General features: G+C 65.3%; 20 protein-coding genes. 13 read left to right on the forward strand and 7 right to left on the reverse strand.

From position 1 onward, the window contains the following. The first annotated feature begins 46 nt into the window (after positions 1–46). From BLR66_RS11000 to rarD, 7 genes are all read left to right on the forward strand, one after another. Positions 47–1,969, forward strand: coding sequence for an esterase/lipase family protein (locus BLR66_RS11000; protein ID WP_143014621.1), 1,923 nt, complete (start codon positions 47–49; stop codon positions 1,967–1,969). Positions 1,970–2,116: 147 nt separating this feature from the next. After that, positions 2,117–4,300, forward strand: a complete 2,184-nt coding sequence (locus BLR66_RS11005; protein ID WP_143014622.1) for an AsmA family protein — start codon at positions 2,117–2,119, stop codon at positions 4,298–4,300. Between the two features lie 553 nt (positions 4,301–4,853). Continuing rightward, a complete protein-coding gene (gene lipA, locus BLR66_RS11010; RefSeq protein WP_093285918.1) occupies positions 4,854–5,879 on the forward strand; it encodes a lipoyl synthase in 1,026 nt (341 codons plus the stop codon). A 166-nt stretch (positions 5,880–6,045) separates the two neighbouring features. Beyond that, a complete protein-coding gene (locus tag BLR66_RS11015) occupies positions 6,046–8,232 on the forward strand; it encodes a carboxy terminal-processing peptidase (protein WP_093285921.1) in 2,187 nt (728 codons plus the stop codon). 176 nt (positions 8,233–8,408) lie between these two features. Further along, positions 8,409–9,230 carry a bifunctional transcriptional activator/DNA repair enzyme AdaA gene (locus BLR66_RS11020; RefSeq protein WP_093285925.1) on the forward strand — a complete coding sequence of 274 codons (822 nt, stop codon included), beginning with the start codon at positions 8,409–8,411 and terminating at the stop codon, positions 9,228–9,230. Between the two features lie 185 nt (positions 9,231–9,415). Beyond that, the gene (yedA, locus tag BLR66_RS11025) at positions 9,416–10,366 is read left to right on the forward strand and encodes a drug/metabolite exporter YedA (protein WP_093285929.1); all 951 of its coding nucleotides are present in this window, start codon (positions 9,416–9,418) and stop codon (positions 10,364–10,366) included. After that, positions 10,363–11,253, forward strand: a complete 891-nt coding sequence (rarD, locus tag BLR66_RS11030; protein ID WP_093285934.1) for an EamA family transporter RarD — start codon at positions 10,363–10,365, stop codon at positions 11,251–11,253. Before yedA ends, rarD begins: the two co-directional genes overlap by 4 nt. Before the next feature lie 33 nt (positions 11,254–11,286). Here the strand turns inward: rarD and BLR66_RS11035 are convergent, their stop codons facing one another. From BLR66_RS11035 to BLR66_RS11045, 3 genes are all read right to left on the reverse strand, one after another. Then, positions 11,287–11,853 carry a hypothetical protein gene (locus tag BLR66_RS11035; protein WP_218119631.1) on the reverse strand — a complete coding sequence of 189 codons (567 nt, stop codon included), beginning with the start codon at positions 11,851–11,853 and terminating at the stop codon, positions 11,287–11,289. Positions 11,854–11,863: 10 nt separating this feature from the next. Then, positions 11,864–14,056 (reverse strand): xanthine dehydrogenase family protein molybdopterin-binding subunit, encoded by a 2,193-nt coding sequence (locus BLR66_RS11040; RefSeq protein WP_093285938.1) that lies wholly within the window; start codon positions 14,054–14,056, stop codon positions 11,864–11,866. A 180-nt stretch (positions 14,057–14,236) separates the two neighbouring features. Beyond that, a complete protein-coding gene (locus tag BLR66_RS11045) occupies positions 14,237–14,692 on the reverse strand; it encodes a (2Fe-2S)-binding protein (protein WP_093285942.1) in 456 nt (151 codons plus the stop codon). Between the two features lie 95 nt (positions 14,693–14,787). Between BLR66_RS11045 and BLR66_RS11050 the strand changes: the two genes are divergently transcribed. Next, a complete protein-coding gene (locus tag BLR66_RS11050) occupies positions 14,788–15,750 on the forward strand; it encodes an XdhC family protein (RefSeq protein WP_093285946.1) in 963 nt (320 codons plus the stop codon). Beyond that, complete coding sequence (locus BLR66_RS11055) at positions 15,747–16,352, forward strand: nucleotidyltransferase family protein (RefSeq protein ID WP_255402458.1); 606 nt, start codon at positions 15,747–15,749, stop codon at positions 16,350–16,352. The genes BLR66_RS11050 and BLR66_RS11055 overlap by 4 nt, the downstream gene beginning before the upstream one ends. A gap of 182 nt (positions 16,353–16,534) precedes the next feature. Here the strand turns inward: BLR66_RS11055 and BLR66_RS11060 are convergent, their stop codons facing one another. The 4 genes from BLR66_RS11060 to BLR66_RS11075 all read right to left on the reverse strand — a co-directional run bounded on the left by BLR66_RS11060 (position 16,535) and on the right by BLR66_RS11075 (position 21,553). Continuing rightward, entirely contained in the window at positions 16,535–17,860 is a 1,326-nt protein-coding gene (locus BLR66_RS11060) for an ABC transporter permease (RefSeq protein WP_176943843.1), read from the reverse strand. A gap of 13 nt (positions 17,861–17,873) precedes the next feature. Next, entirely contained in the window at positions 17,874–19,040 is a 1,167-nt protein-coding gene (locus BLR66_RS11065) for an ABC transporter permease (protein ID WP_093285953.1), read from the reverse strand. 17 nt (positions 19,041–19,057) lie between these two features. Next, on the reverse strand, positions 19,058–19,750 hold the full coding sequence (locus tag BLR66_RS11070; RefSeq protein WP_093285957.1) for an ABC transporter ATP-binding protein: 693 nt from the start codon (positions 19,748–19,750) through the stop codon (positions 19,058–19,060). Positions 19,751–20,296: 546 nt separating this feature from the next. Further along, positions 20,297–21,553, reverse strand: coding sequence for an efflux RND transporter periplasmic adaptor subunit (locus tag BLR66_RS11075; protein WP_093285960.1), 1,257 nt, complete (start codon positions 21,551–21,553; stop codon positions 20,297–20,299). A gap of 206 nt (positions 21,554–21,759) precedes the next feature. On the opposite strand from BLR66_RS11075, the gene BLR66_RS11080 reads away from it, so the two are divergent. The 4 genes from BLR66_RS11080 to BLR66_RS11095 all read left to right on the forward strand — a co-directional run bounded on the left by BLR66_RS11080 (position 21,760) and on the right by BLR66_RS11095 (position 25,414). Continuing rightward, entirely contained in the window at positions 21,760–22,677 is a 918-nt protein-coding gene (locus BLR66_RS11080; RefSeq protein ID WP_093285963.1) for an ABC transporter ATP-binding protein, read from the forward strand. Beyond that, positions 22,674–23,441, forward strand: coding sequence for an ABC transporter permease (locus tag BLR66_RS11085; protein ID WP_093285968.1), 768 nt, complete (start codon positions 22,674–22,676; stop codon positions 23,439–23,441). Before BLR66_RS11080 ends, BLR66_RS11085 begins: the two co-directional genes overlap by 4 nt. 7 nt (positions 23,442–23,448) lie before the next feature. Then, complete coding sequence (locus BLR66_RS11090; protein WP_255402459.1) at positions 23,449–24,618, forward strand: sensor histidine kinase; 1,170 nt, start codon at positions 23,449–23,451, stop codon at positions 24,616–24,618. Positions 24,619–24,811: 193 nt separating this feature from the next. After that, on the forward strand, positions 24,812–25,414 hold the full coding sequence (locus tag BLR66_RS11095; RefSeq protein WP_093285971.1) for a response regulator transcription factor: 603 nt from the start codon (positions 24,812–24,814) through the stop codon (positions 25,412–25,414). Positions 25,415–25,547: the final 133 nt, after the last annotated feature.

Below are 25,547 nucleotides of genomic sequence, written 5' to 3' on the forward strand. Positions count from 1 at the left end.
CACGTTTCGCATACGCTAGAGCCGCCACTGCCTGGACACTCAATCAATGACCGTCGAAAGAAATTCACCGAGAACCGTAGCGCTCGCGTGCGCGCTGTTGGCGCTGGCCTTTCTCAACGGCTGCGCGGTGGTCAAGGTCAGGGAGCAGCGCGCAGGCGATGCCGATCTCGCGCGCCGCGCCGATGTGCTCGGCAGCGGCCAGCTCAGCGCCGATGCGGCTTCCAGCCTGGCCTCCGCAGGCTTGGACCCGGAGAGCTGCCGGCGCGAGCCCGAACCCTGCGCCGGGCAACTGCGGCAGGCGGTGCCGGAAGAAGCCTGGCTGGCCACGATCGCCGAAGTACGCACCTTGCGCATGCAGGCAGCGGCCGAAGCGATGCGAACGGTGCCGGAAGTGGCCGCGCACGAAGCGATGGATACCGCGCGCTGGGCCTATGCCTACTTGTTCATGACCGCGCGCACGCCCGAGCAGCGCGTGTTCGAATCGCGCCAGGGGCGCGTGTTGCGCTTGTACAACCGTGCAGTCGAGGTGACGGCGCAGTCGTTGTTCGAGGTCGCGCGCATGCGCAAAAGCGCACCCGACCAGACCCAGCAGATCCACAACCTGCATTTGCGCATCGTGTTGCACGGTTTCGACCGCAAGCAGGAGGATGCGCCCGAGATGCTGTTGGCATCGGACACGCTGGGTTTCGACAACCTGCGCGCGGTGTACGGCCGCGATGGTTTCGGCAGCAGTCTGGTAGCGGTATTTCCGCAGCTGAAGACGGTTGCGGCGCCTACGGAATCCGCACCGCCGGATCTGCCTTATCGCGATACCCGTTATTTGCCGGTGACCAGCACGCTCCGCTTCGAGGGAGAGACCCTGAGCGAGGTGTTGGCGACCGAGGATGTGCAGATCGACGTCTACAATCCCTATCGGTACGAACAGGAAACCATCGCCGGCCGCAGTGTCCCGCTGGCGGCGAATTTCTCGGCCGCCTACGGCGTATGGCTGGCGCGTTCGCAACTGGCACGGCTGAGTCTGTCCAGTCTGCTGCGTCCGCGCCAGCAGAGCCCTTTCGATCCGCGCGTCTATCTGACCCAGCCCTATGATCCGGACAAGCGCGTGGTGATCCTGGTGCATGGCTTGGCGAGCAGCCCGGAAGCCTGGGTGAACCTGGCCAACGAACTGCTGGGCGACGACGAGCTGCGCCGGCATTACCAGGTCTGGCAAGTGTTCTATCCGACCAATCTGAGCCTGTTGAACAGCCGTGCGCGCATCGATCAGGCCTTGCGAACGACGTTCGCGCACTTCGATCCGCAAGGCGACGACCGCGCCAGCCGCGGTGCCGTGCTGGTTGGCCACAGCATGGGCGGAGTGATCTCGCGATTGCTGGTCAGCGACAGCGGTGAGCAGGTGCTGCAGCGCTTGTTGCAATCGTTTCCGTCGGCGCAGGCTACCGCGTTGGCGCAAGAGCCGATGGTGCGGAAACTGACCGTGTTCCATCCGTTGCCCGAGGTCGGTCGTGCCGTATTCCTGGCTACGCCGCATCGCGGCGCCGAGGTCAGCGAAGGCTGGGCGCTGCGTCTGGTGCGGCGCGCGATCCGGCTGCCCTTCACTGTCTTGCGCGACACCTCGGAATTGTTCCAGCGCAACAAGATCGATGAGCAGGAACTCCAGCGGATCGGCTTCCACAAGGGCCGTCCTCCAACCGGGCCGGACGATCTCAGTCCCGGCTCTCTGTTCATGCGCAGCACCGCCGATCTGCCGATCGAAGCGGGACTGCCTTACCACAGCATCATCGGCTGGAAAGATCCGTCGGTGCCGCTGGCGCAGTCAAGCGACGGCCTGGTTCCCTATGCGAGTTCGCATCTGGATGGCGCGCTTTCGGAAAAGGCGATTCCTTCGGGCCATAGCGTGCAGGAGACGCCGGCGGCGATTCTGGAATTGCGACGGATCCTGCGTCTGCAGATAGCGGCGGATGGTCAATGAGACCAGGGTAGGTCGGGGCTACGCCCCCGACGCGCGGATGGTTCCAATTCCCGTGCGTCGGGGGCGTAGCCCCGACCTACTGGGGTGCGCGTCTGACGGCGGGCATGGACATTGATGCCGACGTACGGCTTCATGCATGCTGCCGCAATGAACCCCGCGCCTCTGTCCAAGCGTCGCTCGATTATCTTCTGGATGCGACGCCTGCTGATTGCCGTCATCGCTGTGTACGTCCTGTACCTGATCGCCGGCAATCTGTTCCTCAATACTTCGCTCGGCCCCTCGGCGATCAACCGCAAGCCGGAAAAATTCCAGATGCAGTGGGCGAGCGGCAGCACTTGGTGGCCGGGCCGCGTGTCGCTGTCGGAGGTGAAATTGCAGGGCCATGTGCGGCATACGCAATGGTCGGTGCGCGCCGCGCGCGCCAGTGGCCGTATCGGCTTGCTCCCTCTGCTGCGCAGAGAGCTGCACGTGCCTTATGTGTCGGTCAAGGAGGTGGACGGCTCGGTGGATCATGTCGACACCGAACAGCCTTCGCCGGCACCGCGTCCGGGTGGCTGGACGCTGCGTTTCGACCGTATCGCCAGCGATAGCGTGCGGCGCGCCGGTTTCGGCGAGCTGTCGCTGCAAGGCCAGGGAAGCGCCGAATTCGGTTTCATCAAGCAACTGCGCGGCGGGCCGATGGAAGTGCTGCCTTCGACCGTGAAATTCACGCACGCGCGCCTGGCCCAGGATGGCCGGGAATGGTTGCGCGACGGCACGCTCGATGCGCGTTTCGCCATCGCCCGCCACACCCGCGCGCAGGCGCAGGGTTTGGACAAACTGCTGCTCAGCGATATCCAACTCGATCTGCAGGGTACGACCGCCGCCCTGGCGGTGGCGATGGACGCGCAAGGCCATGGTTCGTTCGAAACGGTGCCGGGGAAGGGACAGGCGAAGGCCGCCTTGAAATTCTCGCGCGGCGCGCTGGCGTCCGGCAGCCAGTTGCGCTGGCAGATGCCCGTGGTCAGCACCGATCCAAAGGGCGCGACTCATACCGATCACGTCCAGGTCGCACTGGACGTGGACCACGACATGACCCTGACCGCGTACATGCCGCCGCAAGCGCACGGCGTGTTCGGCCTGGACGCCGACTTGCGCGTGACCGGCAACAGGATCCCGCTGCGCGATTTCGCCAGCCTGCTGCCGCGCACTTCCGGCCATGTGGCGGGCCAATGGCGGTTCTCTTCGTTGCGCTGGCTGGGGCGCTTCTTCACCAAGGCGCCGTGGCTGACCCTCGATGGCGCCGGCGATGTCGCCGCCAACGTGCGGGTAGTCGATGGCAAGGTCGCGGCCGGCAGCACCTTCAGCGTGCCGCAGGTGGCGGTGGTGGCCGAGGTGATGAGCAACCGCATCGAAGGCAGTGGGCGCGCCGAGGGCCGTTTCGATGCCGGGGCCGACGGCGGCTTGCTGCCCAGTTTGAACATCGTGCTGAACCGCTTCCACGTCGCCGCCGACGACAACCTGCGTGCGCCTTACGTGCAGGGCAACGACTTGCACCTGGACCTGGCCGCGGGCGAAGACCTGGCCGCGTTGCGCGATTCGCTGCGCGCGCACCTGACGTTCAAGGGCGCGAGTATCCCGGACCTGCGCATCTACAACCGCTATCTGCCCAGCCAGCACCTGCGTTTCGATGGCGGCAGCGGCGTGCTGAGCGGCGATCTGCATCTGGACGGCAAGGGCGAAATCGGAAGCGGCTGGCTGCGCGTGGCCGGACGCAAGGCGCAGATGCGCGTGGCCGGCATGGCGTTGCGCGGAGATATCGGCATCGACACGCGCCTGCGTCGCGCCGATCTGGCCAGGCGCAACTTCGCCGTCGACGGCAGCAGCATCACCCTGGACAACATCAGCTTCAGCGAGCCCGGCGGCGAAACGCGCAGCGGTTGGTGGGCGCGCATCGCCCTGCCGCGCGCGCGTCTGGACTGGAACAAGCCGCTCAGCATCGGCGGCGACGCCAACGTGAAAATGAAGGATGTCGGCTTCCTGTTGTCGCTGTTCTCCCGGCAGAAGGAATACCCGAAGTGGGTATTCAGGCTGGTCGACGCCGGCCAGGCGCAGGTGCGGGGCAGGGTGCAATGGCGGCGCGATACCCTGGTGCTGGACCGCATCGACGCCAGCAACGACCGTTTCGACCTGCAGGCGCGCCTGCTTCTGCGTGGAAAGAACCGCAATGGCAGCCTCTACGCCAAGTGGGGCGTGCTGAGCGTGGGCGTGCAGGCAAACGGTGCGCAGAACAGCTTTCATCTGCTGCGGGCCAAGCAGTGGTACGACGCCCAGCCGCAATTGTCGCCATAGGACGGGCTCTGGTCTGTCGCTCGTGAACGAGGTTGGCCGAGGCGGAAAAGTCGGTCGCAGTGCGCAACAAAAACGTGACTCGCCTATTCATTTTTCTGTTTCGTCCGGCCGCGCGGCGAGCCATCGGCAGCTGCCATCGACCTGCACGAATGAGTCATCTCCAGTTCTCACAAGGGTTGTAACCGTTCTCACACAATCGGTTCATGAGCTTCGCTACTGAACCCTGCAGTTCTGTTTTGCAGTGCAGCGTGCAAGAGCCGCGAGGCGTCCTTCACGATGCGCCCGCATCCCGACGTGGGGGAGGGAGCAAGCCCGCAACTGGCCTAGCCATTGCGGGCTTTTTTTCGCCCGCGATTTGCCTTGTTCCTTGCACAAGAGCCGGCGGGCAATGCCCGCCCTACAAAGTCGGATCGTAGGGCGGGCACTGCCCGCCGGCTTCTGGGACAGCCAGGCGGCCCATGGCTCCCCATGCGCTGATGGATGGATCGTTGTTTCCCAGTGCGGATCGGCTTCCGGGCCGCCGGTCCGGGGCCTTAGGAGCTAGAATTCGTTCATGAGCAACGATGCAGGCGTCCGCCCCGGTTCCTCCCGGGAAATCCCCCTTCAGGTCCTGGCCTCCAGCGCGGCCGCCGCGCCGCTGGAAACCGGGGTCAAGCAGCTGGGCGGGGACAAGATCAACCGCTCTCCGGTTCAGTTCCTGGACGCCCCCGTGCTGCGCAAGCCGTCCTGGATCCGCGTACGCATTCCCAGCGACGGCTCGGTGGCCCGGCTCAAGGCCAAGCTGCGCGAGAACCGCCTGGTCACGGTTTGCGAGGAAGCCAGCTGCCCCAATATCCACGAGTGCTTCAGCCACGGCACTGCGACCTTCATGATCCTGGGCGAGGTCTGCACCCGCCGCTGCTCGTTCTGCGACGTGGCCCATGGCCGTCCCAAGCCGCCCGACGCCGGCGAGCCGCTCAGCCTGGCCACCACCGTCGCCGACATGGGCCTGAAATACGTGGTGGTGACCTCGGTGGACCGCGACGACCTGCGCGACGGCGGCGCCCAGCACTTCGTCGATTGCATCGCGGCCATCCGCGAGCATTCGCCGGGCACCCGCATCGAGATCCTGACCCCGGATTTCCGCGGCAAGGGCCGCATGGACCGGGCGCTGGAGATCCTGGCGGTCAATCCGCCGGACGTGTTCAACCACAACATCGAAACCGTGCCCGACCTGTACCCCAACGTGCGCCCGGGCGCCGATTACCAGTGGTCGCTGACCCTGCTGCAGAAGTTCAAGCAGCAGCACCCGCAGCTGCCCACCAAGTCCGGGATCATGCTCGGTCTGGGCGAGACCATGGAACAGGTCCAGGCCACCCTGCGCGACCTGCGCGCGCACCAGGTGGACATGATCACCATCGGCCAGTACCTGCAGCCCACCGCCCACCACCACCCGGTGCTGCGCTACTGGACCCCGGACGAGTTCGCCGAGCTCGAGCGCTACGGCCAGGAGCTGGGGTTCAGCCACGTGGCTTCCGGCCCGCTGGTGCGTTCTTCCTACCATGCGGATCTGCAGGCCAAGCAGGCCGGCGTCGGCTGAACGGCCGCCCGCCGGAGTCGATTGGCAAACGAAGCATTCACATTTTGGCGACTTACCGCCGGTAGGCTGCAAGCGGATGACAGGGCCGGCAACTTTCGGCACTGTCGCCAAGTCAGAGCTTTTCCGCAGCATCCCCACAGGCCACCATGGCCAACGAGTAGACCCGATGAAATTGAAGACCCCTGCCGTCGCCCTCCTGTCCCTGGCTCTGGTCGCACCGCTGGCCCTGCTTGCGCGTGCCGACAGCCAGCCGCTGTCCGGCACCACCGGGCCCACGGCGGACCAGTCATCCACCTCCAAGCAGGTGTACGGCCTGTTGTCCGACAGCCGCTACGCATACCGCCCGCGTGCGCTGGACGATGCGCTGTCGCAGGACATCTTCAAGCGTTACCTCGAATCCCTGGACGGCGGCAAGCAGTACTTCACTGCCGACGATATCGCCAAATTCGGCCCTTATAAGACCGAGCTGGACGACGCCATCCGCAGCGGCGAACTGGAACCGGCCTACGACATTTTCGCCGTGTACAAACAGCGCGTCGGCCAGCGCATCGCCTATGCGCGCACGCTGCTGAAGCAGAACTTCGATTTCACCGGCGACCAGCGCTGGGAATACGACCGCGAGAAGGCGCCCTGGGCCGCGAACACGCAGGAACTGGACGAGGTGTGGAAGAAGTCGGTGATGAACGATTGGCTGCGCCTCAAGCTCGCAGGCAAGAAGCCCGATGAAATCCGCAAGACGCTGGACAAGCGCTACGCGACCTATCAGCGCACCGTGGACGAGCTGAAGAGCGAGGACGTGTTCCAGACCTTCCTCAACAGCTACACCAACGCTATCGATCCGCATACCGACTACTTCACGCCGAAGACGGCGGAGAACTTCAACCAGTCCATGTCGCTGTCGCTGGAAGGCATCGGCGCGCAGCTGCAGCGCCAGGACGATCTGGTGGTGATCCGCGAGATCATCGCCGGCGGTCCGGCCGACGTGAACGGCACGCTCAAGCCGGGCGACCGCATCGTCGCCGTCGGCCAGGGCAAGTCCGGCGCGATGACCGACGTGATCGGCTGGCGCATCGACGATGTGGTGGCGCAGATCCGCGGCAAGAAAGACACGCAGGTGCGGCTGGAATACATTCCCGCCGAAAGCGGCGTGGACGGCAAGCACGCGCAGGTCACCCTGACCCGGCAGAAGATCAAGCTGGAAGAGCAGGCGGCCAAGGCCGAGACCATCAATCTGCCCGCCGCCAACGGTGAACCGGCGCGCCGCATCGGCGTGATCAAGCTGCCCGCGTTCTATCAGGATTTCGAAGGCCGCCGGAAGAATCCGAACGATTACACCTCCGCAACGCGCGATATCGCCAAGTTGCTGGTCCAATTCAAGGCGGATAACGTCGATGGCGTGGTCATGGACCTGCGCAACAACGGCGGCGGTTCGCTGGACGAAGCGGTGGAGCTCACCGGCTTGTTCATCGACAAGGGCCCGGTGGTGCAGGTGCGCGAGTCCGGCGGCCGCGTCACCGTCAATGCCGACCGCACTTCCGGCGTGGCCTGGGACGGTCCGCTGGCGGTGCTGACCAATCGCGGCTCGGCTTCGGCTTCGGAAATCTTCGCCGGCGCCATCCAGGACTACGGACGCGGCCTGGTGATAGGCGAAACCACTTTCGGCAAGGGCACCGTGCAGAACCTGGCCGATCTGGACCGCTGGCCGGCCAACGAAACCCCGCGCTTCGGCTCGGTCAAGCTGACCATCGCCCAGTTCTTCCGCGTCGCCGGCGGCAGCACCCAGCACAAGGGCGTGGTGCCCGATATCGCCTTCCCGGTCAGCGTGGACGCCACCGAATACGGCGAGAGCACTTACGACAACGCGTTGCCGTGGACCAAGATCGCCGCGGTGCCGCACACCCAATACGGCAACTTCGCGCCGCTGCTGCCGCGTCTGGAAGCGCTGCACGCCGCGCGTGTGGCCACCGACAAGGAATTCCAGTGGTGGTCGCAGGACGTGACCGATTTCCGCGCCGAAGCCGCCAAGAAATACGTGTCGCTCAACGAAGCCGAGCGCCGCGCCGAACGCGACAAGCAGGACACCCAACGCAAGGAACGCCAGGCCGAACGCAAGGCCCTGGGCCTGGCGCTGGATCCGCTGGCCGACGATGCGGCCGACGACGGCCTGGGCGCCAACGAGCGCGATATCGTCAAGGATGCCGCCCGCGAAAAACTGGCCGACAAGCGCCCCGATCCGCTGCTGCGCGAGTCGGCCGCGATCCTGGGCGATGCCATCGACGTGCTGGGCAACGACCGCACGCTGTCGGCGCAGGTGTTGCCGGTATCCACCATGCCGGGGCGCTGGGCGGATTGAAGCCCGCATGAACACCTCTCCCACCGGGAGAGGTCGCCGCGCAAAGCGCGGCGGGTGAGGGTACGGCGAAGCCAAGGCAGGTGAACAGCCTCCAGACTTGCCGCGTTTCGCCCGCAATCGCAAGCAAAGCAAGAATCGGATAGCGGGCGCCCAGTGCGCCCGTTACGCTTTGGCCCATGGAAAACCACGACCAAAAACTGGAACGCGCCCGCGAGCTGCTGGACGGCGGCGAGCCCACCTTGAATGAACTGGCCGCTGCGGTCGGCCTTAGCGCCTCGCATCTGCAGCGCAAGTTCCAGGCCCGCTACGGCATCAGTCCCGCCGAATATCTTGCACAGAAAAAACTCGGCGCGCTGAAGACCGGCCTGCGCGCCGGCAACGACGTCAGCGCCGCGCTTTACGACGCCGGCTATGGCTCGCCTTCGCGCGTGTACGAACAGGGCGCGGCCAAGCTCGGCATGACGCCCGCCACTTACCGCGCGGGCGGTGCGGGAATGGAAATCCGCTGGGCGCTGGTGGACACCGTGCTGGGCAATGCCTTGGTCGCGGCCACCGAGCGCGGCATCTGCGCGGTGGAGCTGGGCGACGATGCGCAGGCCCTGGAAGAGCGCCTGCGCGAGGAGTTTCCGCAGGCACGCATCGAGCGCGTGGACGCAGGCAGCGACGAGTTCCTCGCCCCGCGTTTGCAGGCAGTGGCCGAACGCCTGGCCGGACGCGGCAGCGACGTGCCCGTGGACTTGGTGGGCACCGCCTTCCAGAAGCGCGTCTGGGATGCGTTGATGAAAATCCCTTCCGGCCAGACCCGCAGCTATACGGAACTCGCCGATGCCCTGGGCTCACCCAAGGCGACGCGTGCGGTAGCCAGTGCCTGCGCCAACAACCGCATCGCGGTGGTGGTGCCGTGCCACCGCATCATCCGCGGTGACGGCTCGCTGGGCGGCTATCGCTGGGGGCTGCCGTTGAAACAGGCCCTGCTGGAACGCGAACGGGCGGCATGAATGTAGGAGCGACGTGAGTCGCGAAGCCGCGAACGTTTCAGACCTTCGCGACTCACGTCGCTCCTACAAAAGAGATCGTTGGCTTGAGCGGTATGCAAGGCGCCACCCGTAACTTTCAAGGCGCGTCGGCCGTCGTCCGCCCGGATGCGGGATTACAATATGCGCTTGACTGTCGGTTATCCCCCATGAACTCCTCCGCTCCCAACACGCCTGCTCCGGCGCGCGGTTTGGCCATTGCCGTTGCCTTGGCCGCCGTCTACCTGATCTGGGGCTCCACCTATCTGGGCATCCGCTTCGCATTGGAAGGCGGCTATCCGCCGCTGCTGATGGCGGGCGGACGTTTCCTGTTGGCCGGCGGCATGATGTTCGCGGTGCTGCGCATGCGTGGCGAAGCGGCGCCCACGAGCGCGCAATGGAAGAACCTGGCGCTGATGGGCCTGCTGATGATGGGCATCGGCAACGGCATGGTCAGCATCGCCGAGCAATGGGTGTCTTCCGGTCTGGCCGCCGTCGCCATCGCTTCCACGCCGTTGTGGATGGGTTTGTTCTCGCTGGCGCGCGGACAGCGCCCCAGTGGACTGGAATGGCTGGGCATCGGCATCGGTTTCATCGGCGTGCTGTGGCTCAATGCCGGCAGTACCTTGTCGGCCACGCCGTGGGGACTGGTTGCCTTGCTGATCGCGCCGATCGCCTGGGCGTTCGGGTCGATCTGGAGCAAGGGCCGCGACCTTCCTTCTCCTTTCATGTCCGCGGCTGGACAGATGCTGACGGGCGGTTTGATGATGCTGCTCGCGGGCCTGGTCACCGGCGAAAGTTTCCACGGCATGCCGACGTTGAAAGGCACGCTTTCCGTCGTCTACCTGATGACCTTCGGTTCCATCATCGGCTTCACCGCCTATGTGTGGCTGCTGCACCACGTTCGTCCCACGCTCGCGGGCAGCTATGCCTACGTCAATCCGGTGATCGCGGTGATGCTGGGCGCGTGGCTGGCGGCCGAACAGTTCACCGCGCACGACCTGGGTGCGATGGCGGTGATCCTGTTCGGCGTGGTGGCGATCACGCTGGGCAAGGCGCGCACTGCGCCTGCACCGGCGCGGGATGCCGTGGAGCCGGCCGCAGCAGAGCAAAGCAAATGACTCCGGCCGCGATCGATCGCCGCGGTCTGTGGGCCGCGGCAGGTTCGTTTGCGGTCTGGGGTTTGATGCCGTTGTACTGGCATCTGCTCAAGAACGTGCCTTCGATGCAGATCGTGATGCACCGGATCGCATGGAGCGCGGTGCTGGTGGTCGGCGGACTGTGCCTGACCCAGGGTCTGCGGTGGTTGCGCACTGCGATGGCGCGCCCGCGGGTGCCGTGGATGCTGCTGCTGAGCGGCGTGCTGATCGCTTTCAATTGGGGACTGTACATCTGGGCGGTCAACGCCGGGCATGTGGTGGAAACCAGCCTGGGTTATTTCATCAATCCGCTGCTCAATGTGTTGCTGGGCGTCCTGCTGCTGCGCGAACGGCTGACGGTGGCGCAGTGGGTTTCGGTGGCGGTGGCCGCCTGCGGCGTGCTGTGGCTGACCTTCAACTACGGCAGTTTTCCGTGGATCGCGCTGTCGCTGGCGGCCTCGTTCGGTTTCTACGGATTCATCCGCAAGCTGGCGGTGGTGGATTCCATTCCCGGGTTGGCCATCGAGAGTCTGTACCTGTTCCTGCCGGCGGTGGCGACGCTGGTCTGGCTGGAGAGCCACGGCAAGGGCGGGTTCGTCGGTGACTGGAGCTGGCAGACCGACGCCTTGCTGGTCTTCGGCGGTGTGCTGACCGCTTTGCCGCTGATCGGCTTTTCCTATGCCGTGCGGCGCATTCCCTACAGCGTGGTGGGGTTCATGCAGTACCTGGCGCCCACCTTGCAGCTGCTGATCGGCGTGCTGGTGTTCAACGAGGTCTTCGACCGCGACCGCGCGATCGGTTTCATCTTCATCTGGATCGGGCTGGCGATCTTCGCTATCGACGGCTTCGTGCGCTCGCGCAAGGTCTAGGCATTCCCTTCTCCCTCCGGGAGAAGGAAAGCATTATTCCGGGCAAGGCCCGCCCGCATCCGCCCACAGCTTGAATGCGGCCACGAACTGATCGTGCGGCACCGGCACCGGCAAGCGGCCATTGCCGGGATTCCAACCCCACAACACCAGCTTGTCTTCGCTCACATGCTTGAGCAGCGCGGCGAAATCGCGGTCGCCATTGCTCTTCTTGTCCTTGATCATCGCGCACAACTGCGCGCTGGGCAGTCCGATCCACGCCATCTTGTGATCCGGCGGCGGCAGCGACCAGTGCGGCGCGCCCGGCGGCGCGTGCGGGCCGTAGCTGGCCGGTGGATTGGCTTCGGCGTGGCAAGTGGCGCAGGGCAGGCCGGGGGCGCCCTTGCCCTCGGGTCCGCGCACCACGCCCATCTGGTGCGGTGTCTGCGCATCGAACTGCAACGGCTGATCGCCCGGAATGTGGCAGTTGCTGCAACGCGGATGCTGGAACACTTTTTCGACGGTGGCGAAGGCTTCCACGGCCTTGGCTTTTTGTTCCGGGCTGACGCGCGGGCCGCAGGCAGTCAGCGCAAGCAGGAAGAAGCTGGCGAACAGGATACGCATCGTCATCTCCTCACGCCTTGGCCGGCTTGGCCGGCGTCTGCGCTGCAAGCCGGAAGGGAAGTTCGCGCAACCGTTGTCCGCTCAAGGCGAACAACGCATTGGCTACCGCTGGTGCGATGGGCGCGGTGCCGGGTTCGCCGACGCCACCGGATTTTTCCGTGCTCGGCACGATATGCACTTCCACCACCGGCATCTCGCTCATACGCAGCACCTGGTAGTCGTGGTAGTTGGATTCCTGCACACGGCCGTCCTTGAAGGTGATGTGGCTGTGCAATGCGGCACCCAGGCCGAAGGCGATGCCCGATTCCATTTGCGCTTCGATGCCGGCCGGGTTGATGGCCACGCCGCAGTCCACCGCGCAGACCACGCGGTGCACCTTGATCGCGCCGTTGTCCACCGACACTTCCGCAATCTGCGCGATGAAGCTGCCGAAGGATTCGTGCACCGCCACGCCACGTCCGCGGCCTTTTTCCAGCGGACCGCCCCAGCCGGCCTTTTCCGCGGCTAGGTTCAGCACGCCCAGGTGACGTGGATGCTTGGCCAGCAGTTGCCGCCGGTATTCGACAGGATCCTTGCCGGCTGCGTGCGCAAGCTCGTCGACCAGGCTTTCCATCGCGAAGGCGGTATGGCTGTGGCCGACCGAGCGCCACCACAGCACGGCGATGCCGGTCTTGGGCGAGTGCAGGCCGACGCGCCGGTCGGGAACGTCCATCAGATAGGCCGAATCGGAAACCCCTTCGATCGAAGTGGAGTCGATGCCGTTCTTGACCATCATCGATTCCATGAAGGTACCGGCCATGATCGATTGGCCGACCGCATCGTGCTGCCACGAAATAGGTTTGCCGGCCGCATCCAGCCCCACGCTGGCCTTGTGCACGAAGGCCGAACGATAGAAGCCGCCGCGGATGTCGTCCTCGCGGCTCCACACTGTCTTGACCGGGGCCTTGGCGGCCTTGGCGATATGCACCGCTTCGAACACGATGTCCGGCGCAGGCGTTGCGCGGCGTCCGAAGCCGCCGCCCAGGAACGTGGTGTGCACGAACACCTGTTCCGGCTTCAGGCCGGCAACCTGCGCAGCGGTGCCCTGTTCCAGCGTCTGGAACTGCGTGCCGACCCAGAGCTCGCACTTGTCCTTTTCCAGCTTCACCGTGCAATTCATCGGCTCCATCGGCGCGTGCGCCAGATAAGGCACCGAATAAGTGGCATCGACGCGCTTGGCGGCCTTGGCCAACGCGCCCGCGGCATCGCCGGCCTGCGCGGCAGGCAGGCCGGGAGTGGCCGCCAACGCTTCGAACTGCGCGCGCAGGGCGGTGCTGTCCAGGGCCGCGTTCGGTCCCAGGTCCCATTCCACCTTCAATGCATCGCGGCCGAGTTTCGCGGCCCAATAATGGTCGGCGACCACCGCGATACCGGTCGGTACCTGCAGGACCTGGCGCACCCCGGCGATGGCCTTGGCCGCGGCGGCATCGAATGACACCACCGTGGCGCCGAACACCGGCGGGTGCGCGACCACCGCGGTCAGCAATCCCTCGAACTGCACATCCATGCCGAACTGCGCGCGGCCGGTTATCTTCTCAGGCGAATCCAGGCGCTTGGTCGCCTTGCCGATGATTTTCCAATCCTTGGGATCCTTGAGCGCAATCGTGGCCGCATCCGGAGCGCTCAACTTGCCCGCGGCGTCGGCCAGCGCACCGTAGCGCACGCGCTGCGCGCCTGCGATGGCTTCGCCGTTCTCGGTGCGAACTTCCGCGACTGGCACCTTGAAGTGCGCCGATGCGGCCTGCACCAGCATCGCGCGCGCGGCCGCGCCGGCCTGCCGGTAGCGATCGAATTCGGACCAGGTGCTGGTGGATCCGCCGGTGCCCTGCATGTGGAAGACGGGACTGAAATATTCCAGCGCGGCCGGCGCATGCTCGACCTTGATCTTCGTCCAGTCCGCGTCCAGTTCTTCGGCGATCAGCATCGGCAGCGTGGTCCACACGCCCTGCCCCATTTCCGAATGCGCCAGCAGCACGGTCACGCTATCGTCGGCGCCGATGCGCAGAAAGGCGTTGGGCGCGAAACCGGCCGCCGCCGCAACGGCCGCCGGTTGCGCTGCCAGACGCTTGGCGCCGGGAATGACGAAGCCGATCACAAGGCCGCCGCCGAGCACAGCACTTGTTTTGAGGAACTGACGTCGTGAGTTGCTGGTTTCTGCGTTCACGGTGGATCTCCGTTGTCTGTTCCCTTCTCCCCGTCGGGAGAAGAGCTTGCCCCGTACTTGATACGGGGTGGCGCGGAGCGCCGGATGAAGGTGCGGTGGAGTCCATGATGGTTCGGACCTTAGCGACTTCGCCGTACCCTCACCCCAACCCCTCTCCCGGCGGGAGAGGGGCTCAAAAAATCAGCCTTTATCGATCTCCGCCGCGCGATGCACCGCCGCGCGGATGCGCGGATAAGTGCCGCAGCGGCAGATGTTGCCGGACAGCGCCTGGTCTATGTCGGTATCGGTGGGCGTGGGGATCTTCGTCAGCAAGGCCACCGCGGACATGATCTGTCCCGACTGGCAGTAGCCGCACTGGACCACATCCAATTCCGCCCATGCCTGTTGCACCGGGTGCTTCCCGTCGGCGGAGAGTCCTTCGATGGTGGTGATCTTCTTTCCCGCGACCGCGGCGACCGGCGTGATGCAGGAACGCAGCGGCGCGCCGTCGATGTGCACGGTGCAGGCGCCGCACTGGGCGATACCGCAACCGAACTTGGTGCCGGTGAGTCCCATCAGATCGCGAAGGACCCACAACAGGGGCATGTCGGCCGGCGCATCGACATCGCGCTCGGTGCCGTTGACGTTCAATTTCATACGAGTTCCCTGGCGGCGGCTGGGGTGGCGCTCACCTTACTCCCGCCGTTGCGGGTTGCCAACCAGGCGCGGCTTAGTCCATCGTCTTAGTACGCATGAGCAGCTACCGTCACATCCTGGAAACATCCGCCGCCGCGCACCAAGGCGGGGATCCGGCCACGCTGGCGCTGGTGGTGGAAACCGAAGGTTCGACTTACGTCGGTCCCGGCGCCATGGCGTTGTTCGGTGCGCGTGAAGGGCAGGTGGGCTGGTTGAGCGGCGGTTGCCTGGAACCGGAAATAGAGAAACGCGCGCGCTCGGCGGCGACGCAATCGCGTATCGAATGGATGGACATCGATACCCGCGACGACGAAGACCTGATCGGTGGTTCCGCACTCGGCTGCCGTGGCCGCCTGCGCCTGGCGCTGCTGCCGCTGGCTGCCTTGAGCGGCTGGCCTGCGTTGGTGGAAGCCTGGAAGAAAGGACGGGGGATTTTGCGGCTTTCGCTTTCGACGCAAGGCGAAGTCTTGGTCGAAGTCGGCGAGTTGAAACGGCAGTGGCGGATGGACGCCGCGCATTCGGAAGAGTTCCACCCGGTGACAGGAATATGGAACTTGGCGATTCCCGCACCACCCGCCGCGCTCGTGTTCGGCGCAGGACCGGAAACACCCACCTTGCTGCCTTTGTTGCGCAGCCTGGGCTGGATCACAACGCTGGTGGAGCGCCGTACGCGCTGGCTGCCCGAGGCCCGGCATGCCGATGTGTCGATCGAAGCTTCGCCGCAAGCCGCGTCGTCGATGCTCGACCGCGCCTTCGATGCGGCGCTGGTGATGAACCACAACTTCGAGATGGACCGCGAAGCTTTGGAAGCCCTTGCCGGTAGCGAACTTCCTTTCATCGGTTTGCTGGGTCCCACGCGGCGGCGCGAAGACCTGTTCCGCGTGTTGCCGCCGGCCGCGCGCGAAGCGCTGCAACCGCGCCTGCACTCGCCGGTCGGGCTCAAGCTGGGCGGGCAGGGGCCCGAAGCGATCGCCCTGAGCATCGCTGCGCAGCTGCAGGCGTATCGATTTCCGCAATGAGCCGGGAACCGAACCCGCACGCCGCCATCGTGCTCGCGGCAGGCGGTAGCCGCCGTCTTGGCCGCGCCAAACAACTGCTGACGCGCGGTGGAGAAACGCTGGTGCATCGCACCGTGCGGCTGGCTTCGCTCACGCAACCGCAAAGGCTGCTCCTGGTCATCGGCGCCCATGCCGACGAAATGCGCGAGGCGGTGTCCGATCTGCGCGTCGAAATTCTGGTCAACGACGATTGGCAGGAAGGGTTGGCCAGCAGCTTGCGCGTGGCGGTCGATGCGCTGAACGAAACTGGGTCGGCGCTGATTCTGGGCTGCGATCAGCCGGCACTGGAACAAAGCCATCTGCAGCGATTGCTATCAGGCGCGGCCGTATCGGCTTCGGGATGCGCGGCTACGCTGCATGGTGCGGCACGGGGCATTCCTGCGGTGGCGAGCGCTGCGGTATTGCGGGAGGCGCACGGCTTGCACGGCGACAGCGGTTTGCGCGGCGCGCTGCAAAAGCTGTCTTCCGACTCTCTCTATCTATTGGAGGCGGCTGAGCTGGAGTTCGATCTGGATACGCCGGCTGATGTGGAGAAGGCCGTCATCGGTGGATTGATAGATTGATCCTTGGCTTTGCTCTAAGGCTGGCCAAGCGGTTTGCGTAAGCAACCCTGAAAAATAAGCAACGTCATCCCGGCGAAAGCCGGGACCCAACTTAACGTCGATCTGGAAATTGGGTCCCGGCTTCCGCCGGGATGACGGTTTTTCTTTTTATTCGTACGAGGATTCGGCTAGTCGATCCCGGCTTACGCCGCGCGCAAGGCTTCGGTCACCGGCAGTTGCGCCGCGCGCAGGGCCGGGAACAGGCCGCCTACGAAGCCGATCGCCAATGCCCACTTGATGCCGGTCCACAGCACCGCGGGCGAAACCTTGAACTCGAAGGTCAACTGGCCCACGCCGCCGGCGATCGTCGAGGCGGTGTAGCCGTTGAAGATCAGCCAGGCGATCAATCCGCCGATCAATCCGCCCAGCAACGCCAGCAGCATGGTTTCCAGCATCACCGCGACCACCACCGGAACGCCGCGGAAACCGATCGCACGCAAGGTGGCGATTTCGCGTGCGCGCGTGGCGACCGTGGCGAACATGGTGTTGAGCGCGCCGAACACCGCGCCCAGCGCCATGATCGCGCCGACCACGATGCCGATGATGCGGATCACCTTGGTCATGCCTTCGGATTGCTTGCTGAAGTAGGCCAGCGTGGTGCTGGCATCCACGTCCAGGCGCGGGTCGCCATCCAATGCGGCCTTGAAGCCCTTGAACGCCTTGGCATCGGTGAGCTTGGCGGTGACCGAAGTGCGGGTGCTGCCGCGCCGGTAGGTGGTGGCGACCACTTCGGCGTCGGCCCAGAGTTCCGAATCCATGGCGTCGCCGGAATGGAAGATGCCGGCCACGGTCCAGGTCTGCGCGCCCAGCTTGATCTGGCCTCCGGGTTGCAGACCGATGAACTGGCGTTGCGCGCCGGTGCCGGCCATCACTTCGCGGCGGCCGCTGGCGAACTTGCGCCCGGCCACCACCTTCACCTCCGGCCGCACCGCCCAGGCGGCCTCGCCGATGCCGCGCAATTGCACGCTGCCGTCTTCGCCGGGCTTGCCGCCCTTGATCGGAAGATTGGCGGCCACCACCAGCTCAGGCGATATCAGCGGGCGGTTCTGCGCATCGCGGGCAATGCCCGGCACCTGGCCGATCACGTTGACGCTTTCGTGGTCCAGCGTGGACATCACCTCGGCGGCCGAAGCGCCGCGCAGAACGATCGCGCTGTCCTCGCCACCGCTGGCGCGCAGCGTTTCGCGGTAGCCCTCGGCCATGGCCAGCATCGCCACCAGCACCGCGACCACGCCGGCGATGCCGATCACGATCACCGAAGAGGCGCCGATGCGCTGGGTCAGCGTGCTCAGCCCGACCTGGGTCACCGAGCCGGCTTGATGGCCGCGCCGGGTCAACAGCATCCACAGCGCGAACAGCACCACCAGCACCGCCAACACATACCAGGGCGAGGCCAGCCATGCGCCGATGCCCACCACGACCAGCAGGAACAGGCCCAGGCCGCGCAGAAATGATTTCAGGATTCCCATATCGTGTTCTCCGTTAGCGGCCGGCCAATGCATCGACGATGTTCAGGCGCATGGCGCGGATGGCCGGCAAGGCGCCGACCAGCAGGCCGATGGCGACCATCAGGCCCAGCCCCAGCAACCAGCTGTTCACGCCTACGGGGGGCATGTTGATCACCCCGCCGCTCACCGCGGTCAGTACCGGCCCCGCCAACGCCGCCAGGCCCAGGCCCAGCACGCCGCCTATCAGCACCAGCAGCACCGATTCGGCCAGCACCAGTCCCAGTACCGCGCCATTGCGAAAGCCAATCGTCTTCAGCACCGCCAGTTCGGGAATGCGCTCGCGCACCGCCTGGGCCATGGTGTTGCCGGTCAGCAGCAGCAGAGTGAAGAACACCGCGCCCATGATCGAACCCACGATCAGGCCGATGTCGGCCATCTGCTTCATCCAGGACGCGGTCGCGGCCGCTTCGGTCATGGACTTGGTCTCGTGGTCGGAGTTGGCCGACAGCGTGTCGATCGCCTTGGCCACCCGGTCGGCCTGGTTCACGTCGTTGACGCCGCTGATGTACCAGCCCACCTGGCCGCGGTTGTAGGGACAGGATTCGTCGAAGTACTTCCAGTGCATGATGATCATCTGGTCGTACCAGCCGCCGGCGGCCTTGTCCTTGGGCTTCATCACGCCGACGATGTCGAAGGCCCAGTTCTTGGTGCCGTCGCTGTTGGGGAAGATGGTGGACATCAGCGGAATCTTCTGCCCCACCTTCCAGCCGAAACGCTTCATCAAACCTTCGCCGACCAGGATGCCGGTGCGGGTGGCGTCGAAGGTCTTGCGCTGCGCCGGATCGACAGCGATTTCCGGGTACAGGTCCAGGTAGTTGGGCGCTACCGCGAAGCTGAAGACCTGGTTCTCCGGCTTCTGGTAGGCGCCGCCGAACCAGTTGGCGTAAGTCACTTCCTTCACGCCGTCGGTGCGGGCGATACGGTCGGTCAGCGACGAGGGCAGGGTGTCGATGAAGGACAGCTTGGAGCTGGTCTGCAGTCGCTTTGCGCCTTGCGCGCTTTGGCCGGCCTGGTCGAAGCTTTCGCGCACGCCGTTGAGCAGGCCGAACAGCAGGAACGCGGCCAGGATCGAGACCAGGGTGAGGATGGTGCGGGTCTTGCGCCGGAACAACTCGGCCCAGATCAGATGCAGGTATTTCATGAGGTTCGCTCCCGGGCTCAGGCCGCGTGCTGCACTTGTTCGACCAGGGTGCCCTTGTCCAGATGCAGGGTATGCGAGGCGTACTCGGCGGCCTTCGGGTCGTGGGTGACCATCACTATGGTTTTGCCGTGTTCGCGGTTCAGCAGCTGCAGCAGGCCCAGGATTTCCTCGGCCGACTGGCGGTCAAGGTCGCCGGTGGGTTCGTCGCAGATCAGCAGGGCCGGGTCGGAGACGATGGCGCGGGCGATGGCTACTCGCTGTTGCTGGCCGCCGGAGAGTTCGTTGGGTTTGTGCGATTTGCGTTCGGACAGACCCACCAGTTGCAGGGCGATTTCCGCATTGCGCTTGCGCTGCGCGCCGCTCAGTTTGGTCAGCAGCAGCGGCAGCTCGACGTTCTTCTGCGCGGTCAGCATGGGCATCAGGTTGTAGAACTGGAACACGAAGCCGACGTGGTCGCTGCGCCACTGCGACAGCTGTCCTGCGTTGAGGCGGTTGATGTATTCGCCGTCGATTTCTATATCGCCCGAGGTCGGTGCGTCGAGTCCGCCGATCAGGTTGAGCAGGGTGGTCTTGCCGGAGCCGGAGGGTCCCATCAGGGCGACGAAATCGCCTTTTCCGATGTCCAGGTCCAGGCCGTGCAGTACGTGCACCTTTTCCGGGCCGCGTTGATAGGTCTTGGTGAGGTTGCGAATCGAAACCAGTGAAGACATGGGTTGTTTCCTTCTGCTCGGGTTCTGTGGTCGTCATCCCGGTGGAAGCTGGGATCCCTCTCGGTCTTGCCATCTTCCAATCGTCATCCCAGCGAAAGCTGGGACCCATCTTGATCTTGCTCTGTTCCTGCTACTGCTTTTTTTGCTTTTGTCTCTTCCCTTGCGCGCAGCGCAGGGGAGGATTGAGGAGGGGTGCTCTTGATCTTGCTTTGGTCTTTAGGCTGGTTTCGAAGTAAAAGCGTTTCGCGCGTTGCGCGAGTCACTTTTCTTTGAACGGCAAAGAAAAGTAACCAAAAGAAAGCCGCCCTACGTCGCGCCCCACGATGAAGCCGTGGGGTCCGCAAGCGGGCCGGGAATTTCCGTAAGGCGCATCCTGCGCCTCCGGAAACGGCGCACATCCTTGTGCGCCGCCCCTGCGGGGTTTACCCGGCCCGCTTGCCGCGCCTCACGGGGTTTCATGAAGCGACGATGGAGCAACAGCAAAATCGACAGCGGTTCTCATATGTTCGTTAGATAAGGCAAAAAATCACACAAACTTGGTGTCAATTACTCGGCGGCTTCCTGCGCGACCTTCACCTTCGCGCCGTCCTTCAGCTCTGCCGGCGGGTCCAGCACTACCGTGTCGCCGGCGCCCAATCCGGAGCGCACCAGGCGGTCGTTGCCCAGCGCCATGCCGGTTTTCAGCGTGCGCTGTTCCACTCGCTCTCCGTCATCGCCCAATACGAAGGCGACTTCGGCGCCCTCGCGATCGACGATGGCCGCGGCCGGCACGCGCACGCCTTGAGGCTGCCGTTGTGCGGTCTGCGGCTTGGTCGTTTCGAGGAAGCTGACGTTGACGCCCATTTCCGGGACGATGCGCGGGTCTTTCTGCTTCAGTGCGATGCGTACCTTGACCGTGGCCTTGCCGCGGTCGGCGGTGGGGATGACCGCGATCACCTCGGCCGGGATCTTCCAGTCCGGATACGCGTTGAGCGTGGCTTCTACCGGCATCTGCGGCTGCACGCGGCCGATGAAGGCCTCGCCCACGTCCACTTCCACTTCCAGCGAATCCATATCGACGATGGTGCCGATACCGGTGCGGGTGAAGCCGCCGCCGGCCGACAGTGGCGAGACGATTTCACCCGGCTGCGCGGCCTTGGCGGTGATCACGCCGGCGAAGGGCGCGCGCACCACGGTGTTGTCCACGCCGTTGTCGGCGATGGTCAGGCGGTCGGCAGCGACCTTGGCGTTGCGCTGGGCGGTGAGCAGCTGCGCGCGCAGCGAGTCGCGCTGGGCCACGGCCTGGTCGTACTGCGATTTGGAAACCAGCTGCTGGTTGACCAGGGTCGATAAGCGCCGGGCGTTGGCTTCGGCTTCCACCAGCTGCGCCTGCGTGCCGGTGACCTGGCTGCGTGCGGCGCCCAGTTGCGCCGCATACAGCGAGCGCTCTGCATCGGCATCGATGGGATCCAGCGTGGCCAGGATCTGGCCGGCTTCCACGCGCTGGCCTTCCTCGATCATCACTTCCTTCACCTTGCCGGTGATCTTGGCCGACACCGTGGCCATGCGCCGCGCCACCACATAGCCGGTGGCGTCCAGCACCGAAGCCGCAGCGCTGCCGCTACCGCCCATTGCCACCACCGGCGCGGTGCGCACTTCAATGGCTTTTTCGCGGCCGAACACGAACCAGGCCGCTATCGCCAGCAGCAAAAGCAGCAATGCGGCGACGCCAAGCCCGATCCACAGCCCGCGCCGGGATTGCGGTGGCGGCGGTGCTTTGCGGTCGATGCGGAGTTCTTTGAGCAGGTCGGCGGAAGTATTCATCTAATGGCCAGACGGGGCAGGGCGGAGAGTGTGACCGGCAAGATTAACCGAGCCCAGTTGCCGGAAGTCACTTTCTGCCGTTCCAGCTTGCCCGCGGTCGTCGCGCCGGGCCAGTGACAGCTGTCACCCGATTGGGCTGATGGCTTGCACTGCACGGCCGGTGGCATGCGGCGGAGGATGGCGTTACTTCCCTTTGGGACATCGCCATGTCTGCTTCCACTGTAGTTTCTCCTCCTGCAGTCCTGGCCCGACTGCGTTCTGCGCGGAAATCCTATGGCAAGGTCGTCGCACTGGACGAGATGAATCTGCAACTGCGCAGCGGTCAGGTGCTGGCTTTGCTGGGCGCCAACGGCGCGGGCAAGAGTACCGCTGTGTCGGTGATGCTGGGGTTGTGCGATGCGGACCAGGGCGAGGCCAGCCTGCTCGACCAACCGCCGCGGGCGATGCAAGCGCGCCGCCGCACCGGGGTGATGCTGCAGTCCACCCAGTTGCCGGACACGCTGCAGGTCGGCGAACTGCTGGCGATGACGCGCGGTTACTACGCGCAACCGCTGAGCGTGGCCGACTGCGTGGCGATGGCCGGGTTGGACGGTTTGCTGCAGCGGCGCTACGGCAAGCTGTCGGGTGGGCAGCAGCGCCGCGTGCAGTTCGCCATGGCCATCTGCGGGCGGCCACAGGTGCTGTTCCTGGACGAACCCACCACCGGCCTGGACATCGAGGCGCGCCAGCAGATGTGGGCCGCGATCCGCGAACGCGCCGCCGCCGGCTGCGCGGTGCTGCTGACCACGCATTATCTGGAGGAAGCCGAAGCGCTGGCCGACCACGTGGTGGTGATGCAGGCCGGCCGCACCCTGGCCGAAGGCAGCGTGGAGCAGATCCGCGAACGCGTATTGCAGCGGCGTATCCGCTGCCACTCGCAGATGGACGAACAAGGCGTCGCCCGCTGGCCGGGCGTGCGCCGGGTGCAGCGCGACGGCGGTCTGCTGGAAATCCAGGCCGAACCGGTGGAACCGGTGGTCGCGCGTTTGCTGGCCGAAGACCCGCATCTCACCGCACTCGAAGTACACCGCGCCGGCCTGGCCGACGCGTTCCTTGAAATCACCCGCGCCGCGGAGGCCGCATGAACGCCGTCGTTCCAGACTCCCTGTCCCCTCGCGCCATGTTTGCGCTGTACCTGCGCGAAGCGCGCTACGAATTCTTGCGTCTGCTGCGCACGCCGGCCTTCAGCGTGCCCACGCTGGTGTTCGCACCCATGTTCTACCTGCTGTTCGGCGTGCTGCTCAATCGCGGCAACGCCGGTGCTGCCAGCTATCTGATGGCGACCTACAGCGTGTTCGGGGTGATGGGTCCGGGCTTGTTCGGTTTCGGCGTGGGCCTGGCGATGGATCGCGAACGCGGTTTGCTCACCCTCAAGCGCGTGCAGCCGGTACCGGCCTCGGCGGTGCTGCTGGCCAAGGTGGGCATGTCGATGATCTTCGCCGTGTGCATCGGCGCGATGCTGCTGGCCCTGGGCATCACTTTGGGTGGCGTGGACATGGACGCATCGCAGATCGCGCTGATGCTGTGCGTGGACGTGCTGGGCGTGATGCCGTTCTGCGCGCTGGGCCTGCTGCTGGGCACCTTGCTCAACGGCAGTGCGGCGCCGGCGGTGGTGAACCTGATCTACATGCCGATGGCGCTGCTGTCCGGGTTGTGGCTGCCCCTGCACATGCTGCCGTCTGTGGTGGAAAGGATCGCTCCGCTGTGGCCGGCTTGGCACCTGAGCCAGTTGGCGCTGAAGATCGTCGGCCAGGACAGCGGTCGCCAGGTCGCAATGCATGTGGCGGTATTGCTGGGCTTCACGGCGATATGCTTGCTGCTGGCGCAGCGACGCCTGCAACGCGCCTGAGGATGTTGTGACCATCAGCCTGTTCCGCTCCCTATTGCACTCGCTGTTCCCTATGGCTCCGGATTCGCTGGTCCGTCAGCAACAGGCCAGTGCCGACGCGAGCATGCGCTGGTTTCCGTGGATCAATCTGGTCTGGTCGGTGTGGCTGTTCGTCACTCCGTTCTACGCCACCAAGTACTACCCCGACTGGCTGTGGCCCACCTTGGCCAGTTATGCGGTGTTCCTGCTGCTGTTCCATCGCTTCCATTACGGGCGCCACCGGCTGCCGATCAACCTGGCCATTGCCGCGCTGGGTTTCGCCCTGTTGCCCTACAACCCCGGTTCGCAGAGCTACATCATCTACGCCTGCGCGTTCTTCCCGTTCTGCATGGGCGGGCGCAAGGCGATGCTGGCCATATTGGCCCTGCTGGCCGCCTACGCAACGGCGTGGCATGCCGCACACATCCCCATGATCTACATGAGCAGCGGGGTGATCGCCGGCGTGGTGGTGGGCCTGTTCAACATAGGAATGCGCCAGAAGCTGCGCAGCGAGGCGCAGCTGCGCCTAAGCCACGAGGAAGTCCGGCGCCTGGCGGCGCTGGCCGAGCGCGAACGCATCGGCCGCGATCTGCACGACCTGCTCGGCCACACGCTGTCGCTGGTGGCGCTGAAATCCAACCTGGCCTCGCGCCTGATCGGGCACGACCCGGCGGCCGCGCGCAAGGAAATGGACGATGTCAGCGACGTGGCGCGCGATGCGCTGACGCAGGTGCGCCGCGCGGTCAGCGGCATCCGTGCCGCCGGACTGGCGGCCGAACTCGCTTCGGCGCGGCTGCTGCTGGAGTCGGACGGCGTGCGTTTCAATTACGAAATGAGCGAAGTGGCGCTGTCGGCCGAACAGGAAACCGTGCTGGCCCTGGCGGTGCGCGAAGCGGTGACCAACATCCAGCGCCACGCGCGCGCCGCCGGCGCCAGCGTGTCCCTGCGCAGCGCGGACCAGCAGGTCAGCCTGCGCATCCAGGACGACGGCCGCGGCGGTGCCATCGTGCCGGGCAACGGCCTTTGCGGTATGCGCGAACGCATCGAATCCCTGGGCGGCCGGCTGCGTGTGGACGCCGCACCCGGGCAGGGCACGTGTGTGGAGGTGACCTTGCCGTTGGTTGGCGATCGGGATTCGGGATTGGGGATTGGGGATTAGGGAAGCGGGAACCATGAACGTGGCAGCCCTTATCTCTCCCGCTACTGACTACCGCCCTCCAGCTCTAGGCTCCGAATCCCGAATCCCGAATCCCGAATCCCGAATCCCGAATCCCGAATCCCGAATCCCGAATCCCGAATCCCGAATCCCGAATTTGCTATTTTCACCGCATGTCCATTCTCCGCACTCGCAAGTGATCGGCATCCTGCTGGCCGAAGACCAGGCCATGGTGCGCGGCGCGCTGTCGGCGTTGCTGGGCATGGAGAGCGATTTCCAGGTGCTGGGTGCTTCGGCCGATGGCGAAGCGGCGTGGCGCGATCTGCAGCGGCTCAAGCCCGATGTGCTGGTGACCGATATCGAAATGCCCGGCCTCAGCGGTCTGGAACTGGCGCAGCGCATCCAGCGCCACCAGTTGCCGGTGAAGGTCATCATCGTCACCACCTTCGCGCGGCCGGGTTTTCTACGCCGCGCATTGGATGCCGGCGTGTCGGGCTATCTGCTGAAGGAATCGCCGGCCGACCATCTGGCGCAGGCGGTACGCAAGGTGCATGCCGGCGGACGCGCCATCGATCCGGATCTGGCGGTGGAAGCGTGGTCCGAAGCCGATCCGCTCAACGACCGCGAGCGGCAGGTGCTGCGCCTGGCCGGCGAGGGCATCTCGGCCGGCGATATCGCCACCCAGCTCAATCTCTCGCATGGCACGGTGCGCAACTATCTTTCCGAAGCCATCGGCAAGCTGGGCGTGGGCAACCGCATCGAGGCCTACCGTCTGGCCCGGCAGAAAGGCTGGCTATAGCAAAGATCGACAGACGTGGGAGCGGCGTCCCGCCGCGAGCTCTTCATGCAGGCGGAAGCAAAGAGCTCGCGCCGGGACGGCGCTCCCACGTTGCAGGGCTTGTATTGCGCGTCTCAATGCGCGCGAATGCGGC

Origin of the sequence: Pseudoxanthomonas sp. CF125 (assembly GCF_900104085.1) — a bacterium.
Classification (GTDB): Bacteria; Pseudomonadota; Gammaproteobacteria; order Xanthomonadales; family Xanthomonadaceae; genus Pseudoxanthomonas_A.

Coding starts and splice junctions, on each gene's coding strand:
- BLR66_RS11000 (WP_143014621.1), top strand. CDS start 47: ATGACCGTCGAAAGAAATTCACCGAGAACCGTAGCGCTCGCGTGCGCG.
- BLR66_RS11005 (WP_143014622.1), top strand. CDS start 2,117: ATGAACCCCGCGCCTCTGTCCAAGCGTCGCTCGATTATCTTCTGGATG.
- lipA (WP_093285918.1), top strand. CDS start 4,854: ATGAGCAACGATGCAGGCGTCCGCCCCGGTTCCTCCCGGGAAATCCCC.
- BLR66_RS11015 (WP_093285921.1), top strand. CDS start 6,046: ATGAAATTGAAGACCCCTGCCGTCGCCCTCCTGTCCCTGGCTCTGGTC.
- BLR66_RS11020 (WP_093285925.1), top strand. CDS start 8,409: ATGGAAAACCACGACCAAAAACTGGAACGCGCCCGCGAGCTGCTGGAC.
- yedA (WP_093285929.1), top strand. CDS start 9,416: ATGAACTCCTCCGCTCCCAACACGCCTGCTCCGGCGCGCGGTTTGGCC.
- rarD (WP_093285934.1), top strand. CDS start 10,363: ATGACTCCGGCCGCGATCGATCGCCGCGGTCTGTGGGCCGCGGCAGGT.
- BLR66_RS11035 (WP_218119631.1), bottom strand. CDS start 11,853: ATGCGTATCCTGTTCGCCAGCTTCTTCCTGCTTGCGCTGACTGCCTGC.
- BLR66_RS11045 (WP_093285942.1), bottom strand. CDS start 14,692: ATGAAATTGAACGTCAACGGCACCGAGCGCGATGTCGATGCGCCGGCC.
- BLR66_RS11050 (WP_093285946.1), top strand. CDS start 14,788: ATGAGCAGCTACCGTCACATCCTGGAAACATCCGCCGCCGCGCACCAA.
- BLR66_RS11055 (WP_255402458.1), top strand. CDS start 15,747: ATGAGCCGGGAACCGAACCCGCACGCCGCCATCGTGCTCGCGGCAGGC.
- BLR66_RS11060 (WP_176943843.1), bottom strand. CDS start 17,860: ATGGGAATCCTGAAATCATTTCTGCGCGGCCTGGGCCTGTTCCTGCTG.
- BLR66_RS11065 (WP_093285953.1), bottom strand. CDS start 19,040: ATGAAATACCTGCATCTGATCTGGGCCGAGTTGTTCCGGCGCAAGACC.
- BLR66_RS11070 (WP_093285957.1), bottom strand. CDS start 19,750: ATGTCTTCACTGGTTTCGATTCGCAACCTCACCAAGACCTATCAACGC.
- BLR66_RS11075 (WP_093285960.1), bottom strand. CDS start 21,553: ATGAATACTTCCGCCGACCTGCTCAAAGAACTCCGCATCGACCGCAAA.
- BLR66_RS11080 (WP_093285963.1), top strand. CDS start 21,760: ATGTCTGCTTCCACTGTAGTTTCTCCTCCTGCAGTCCTGGCCCGACTG.
- BLR66_RS11085 (WP_093285968.1), top strand. CDS start 22,674: ATGAACGCCGTCGTTCCAGACTCCCTGTCCCCTCGCGCCATGTTTGCG.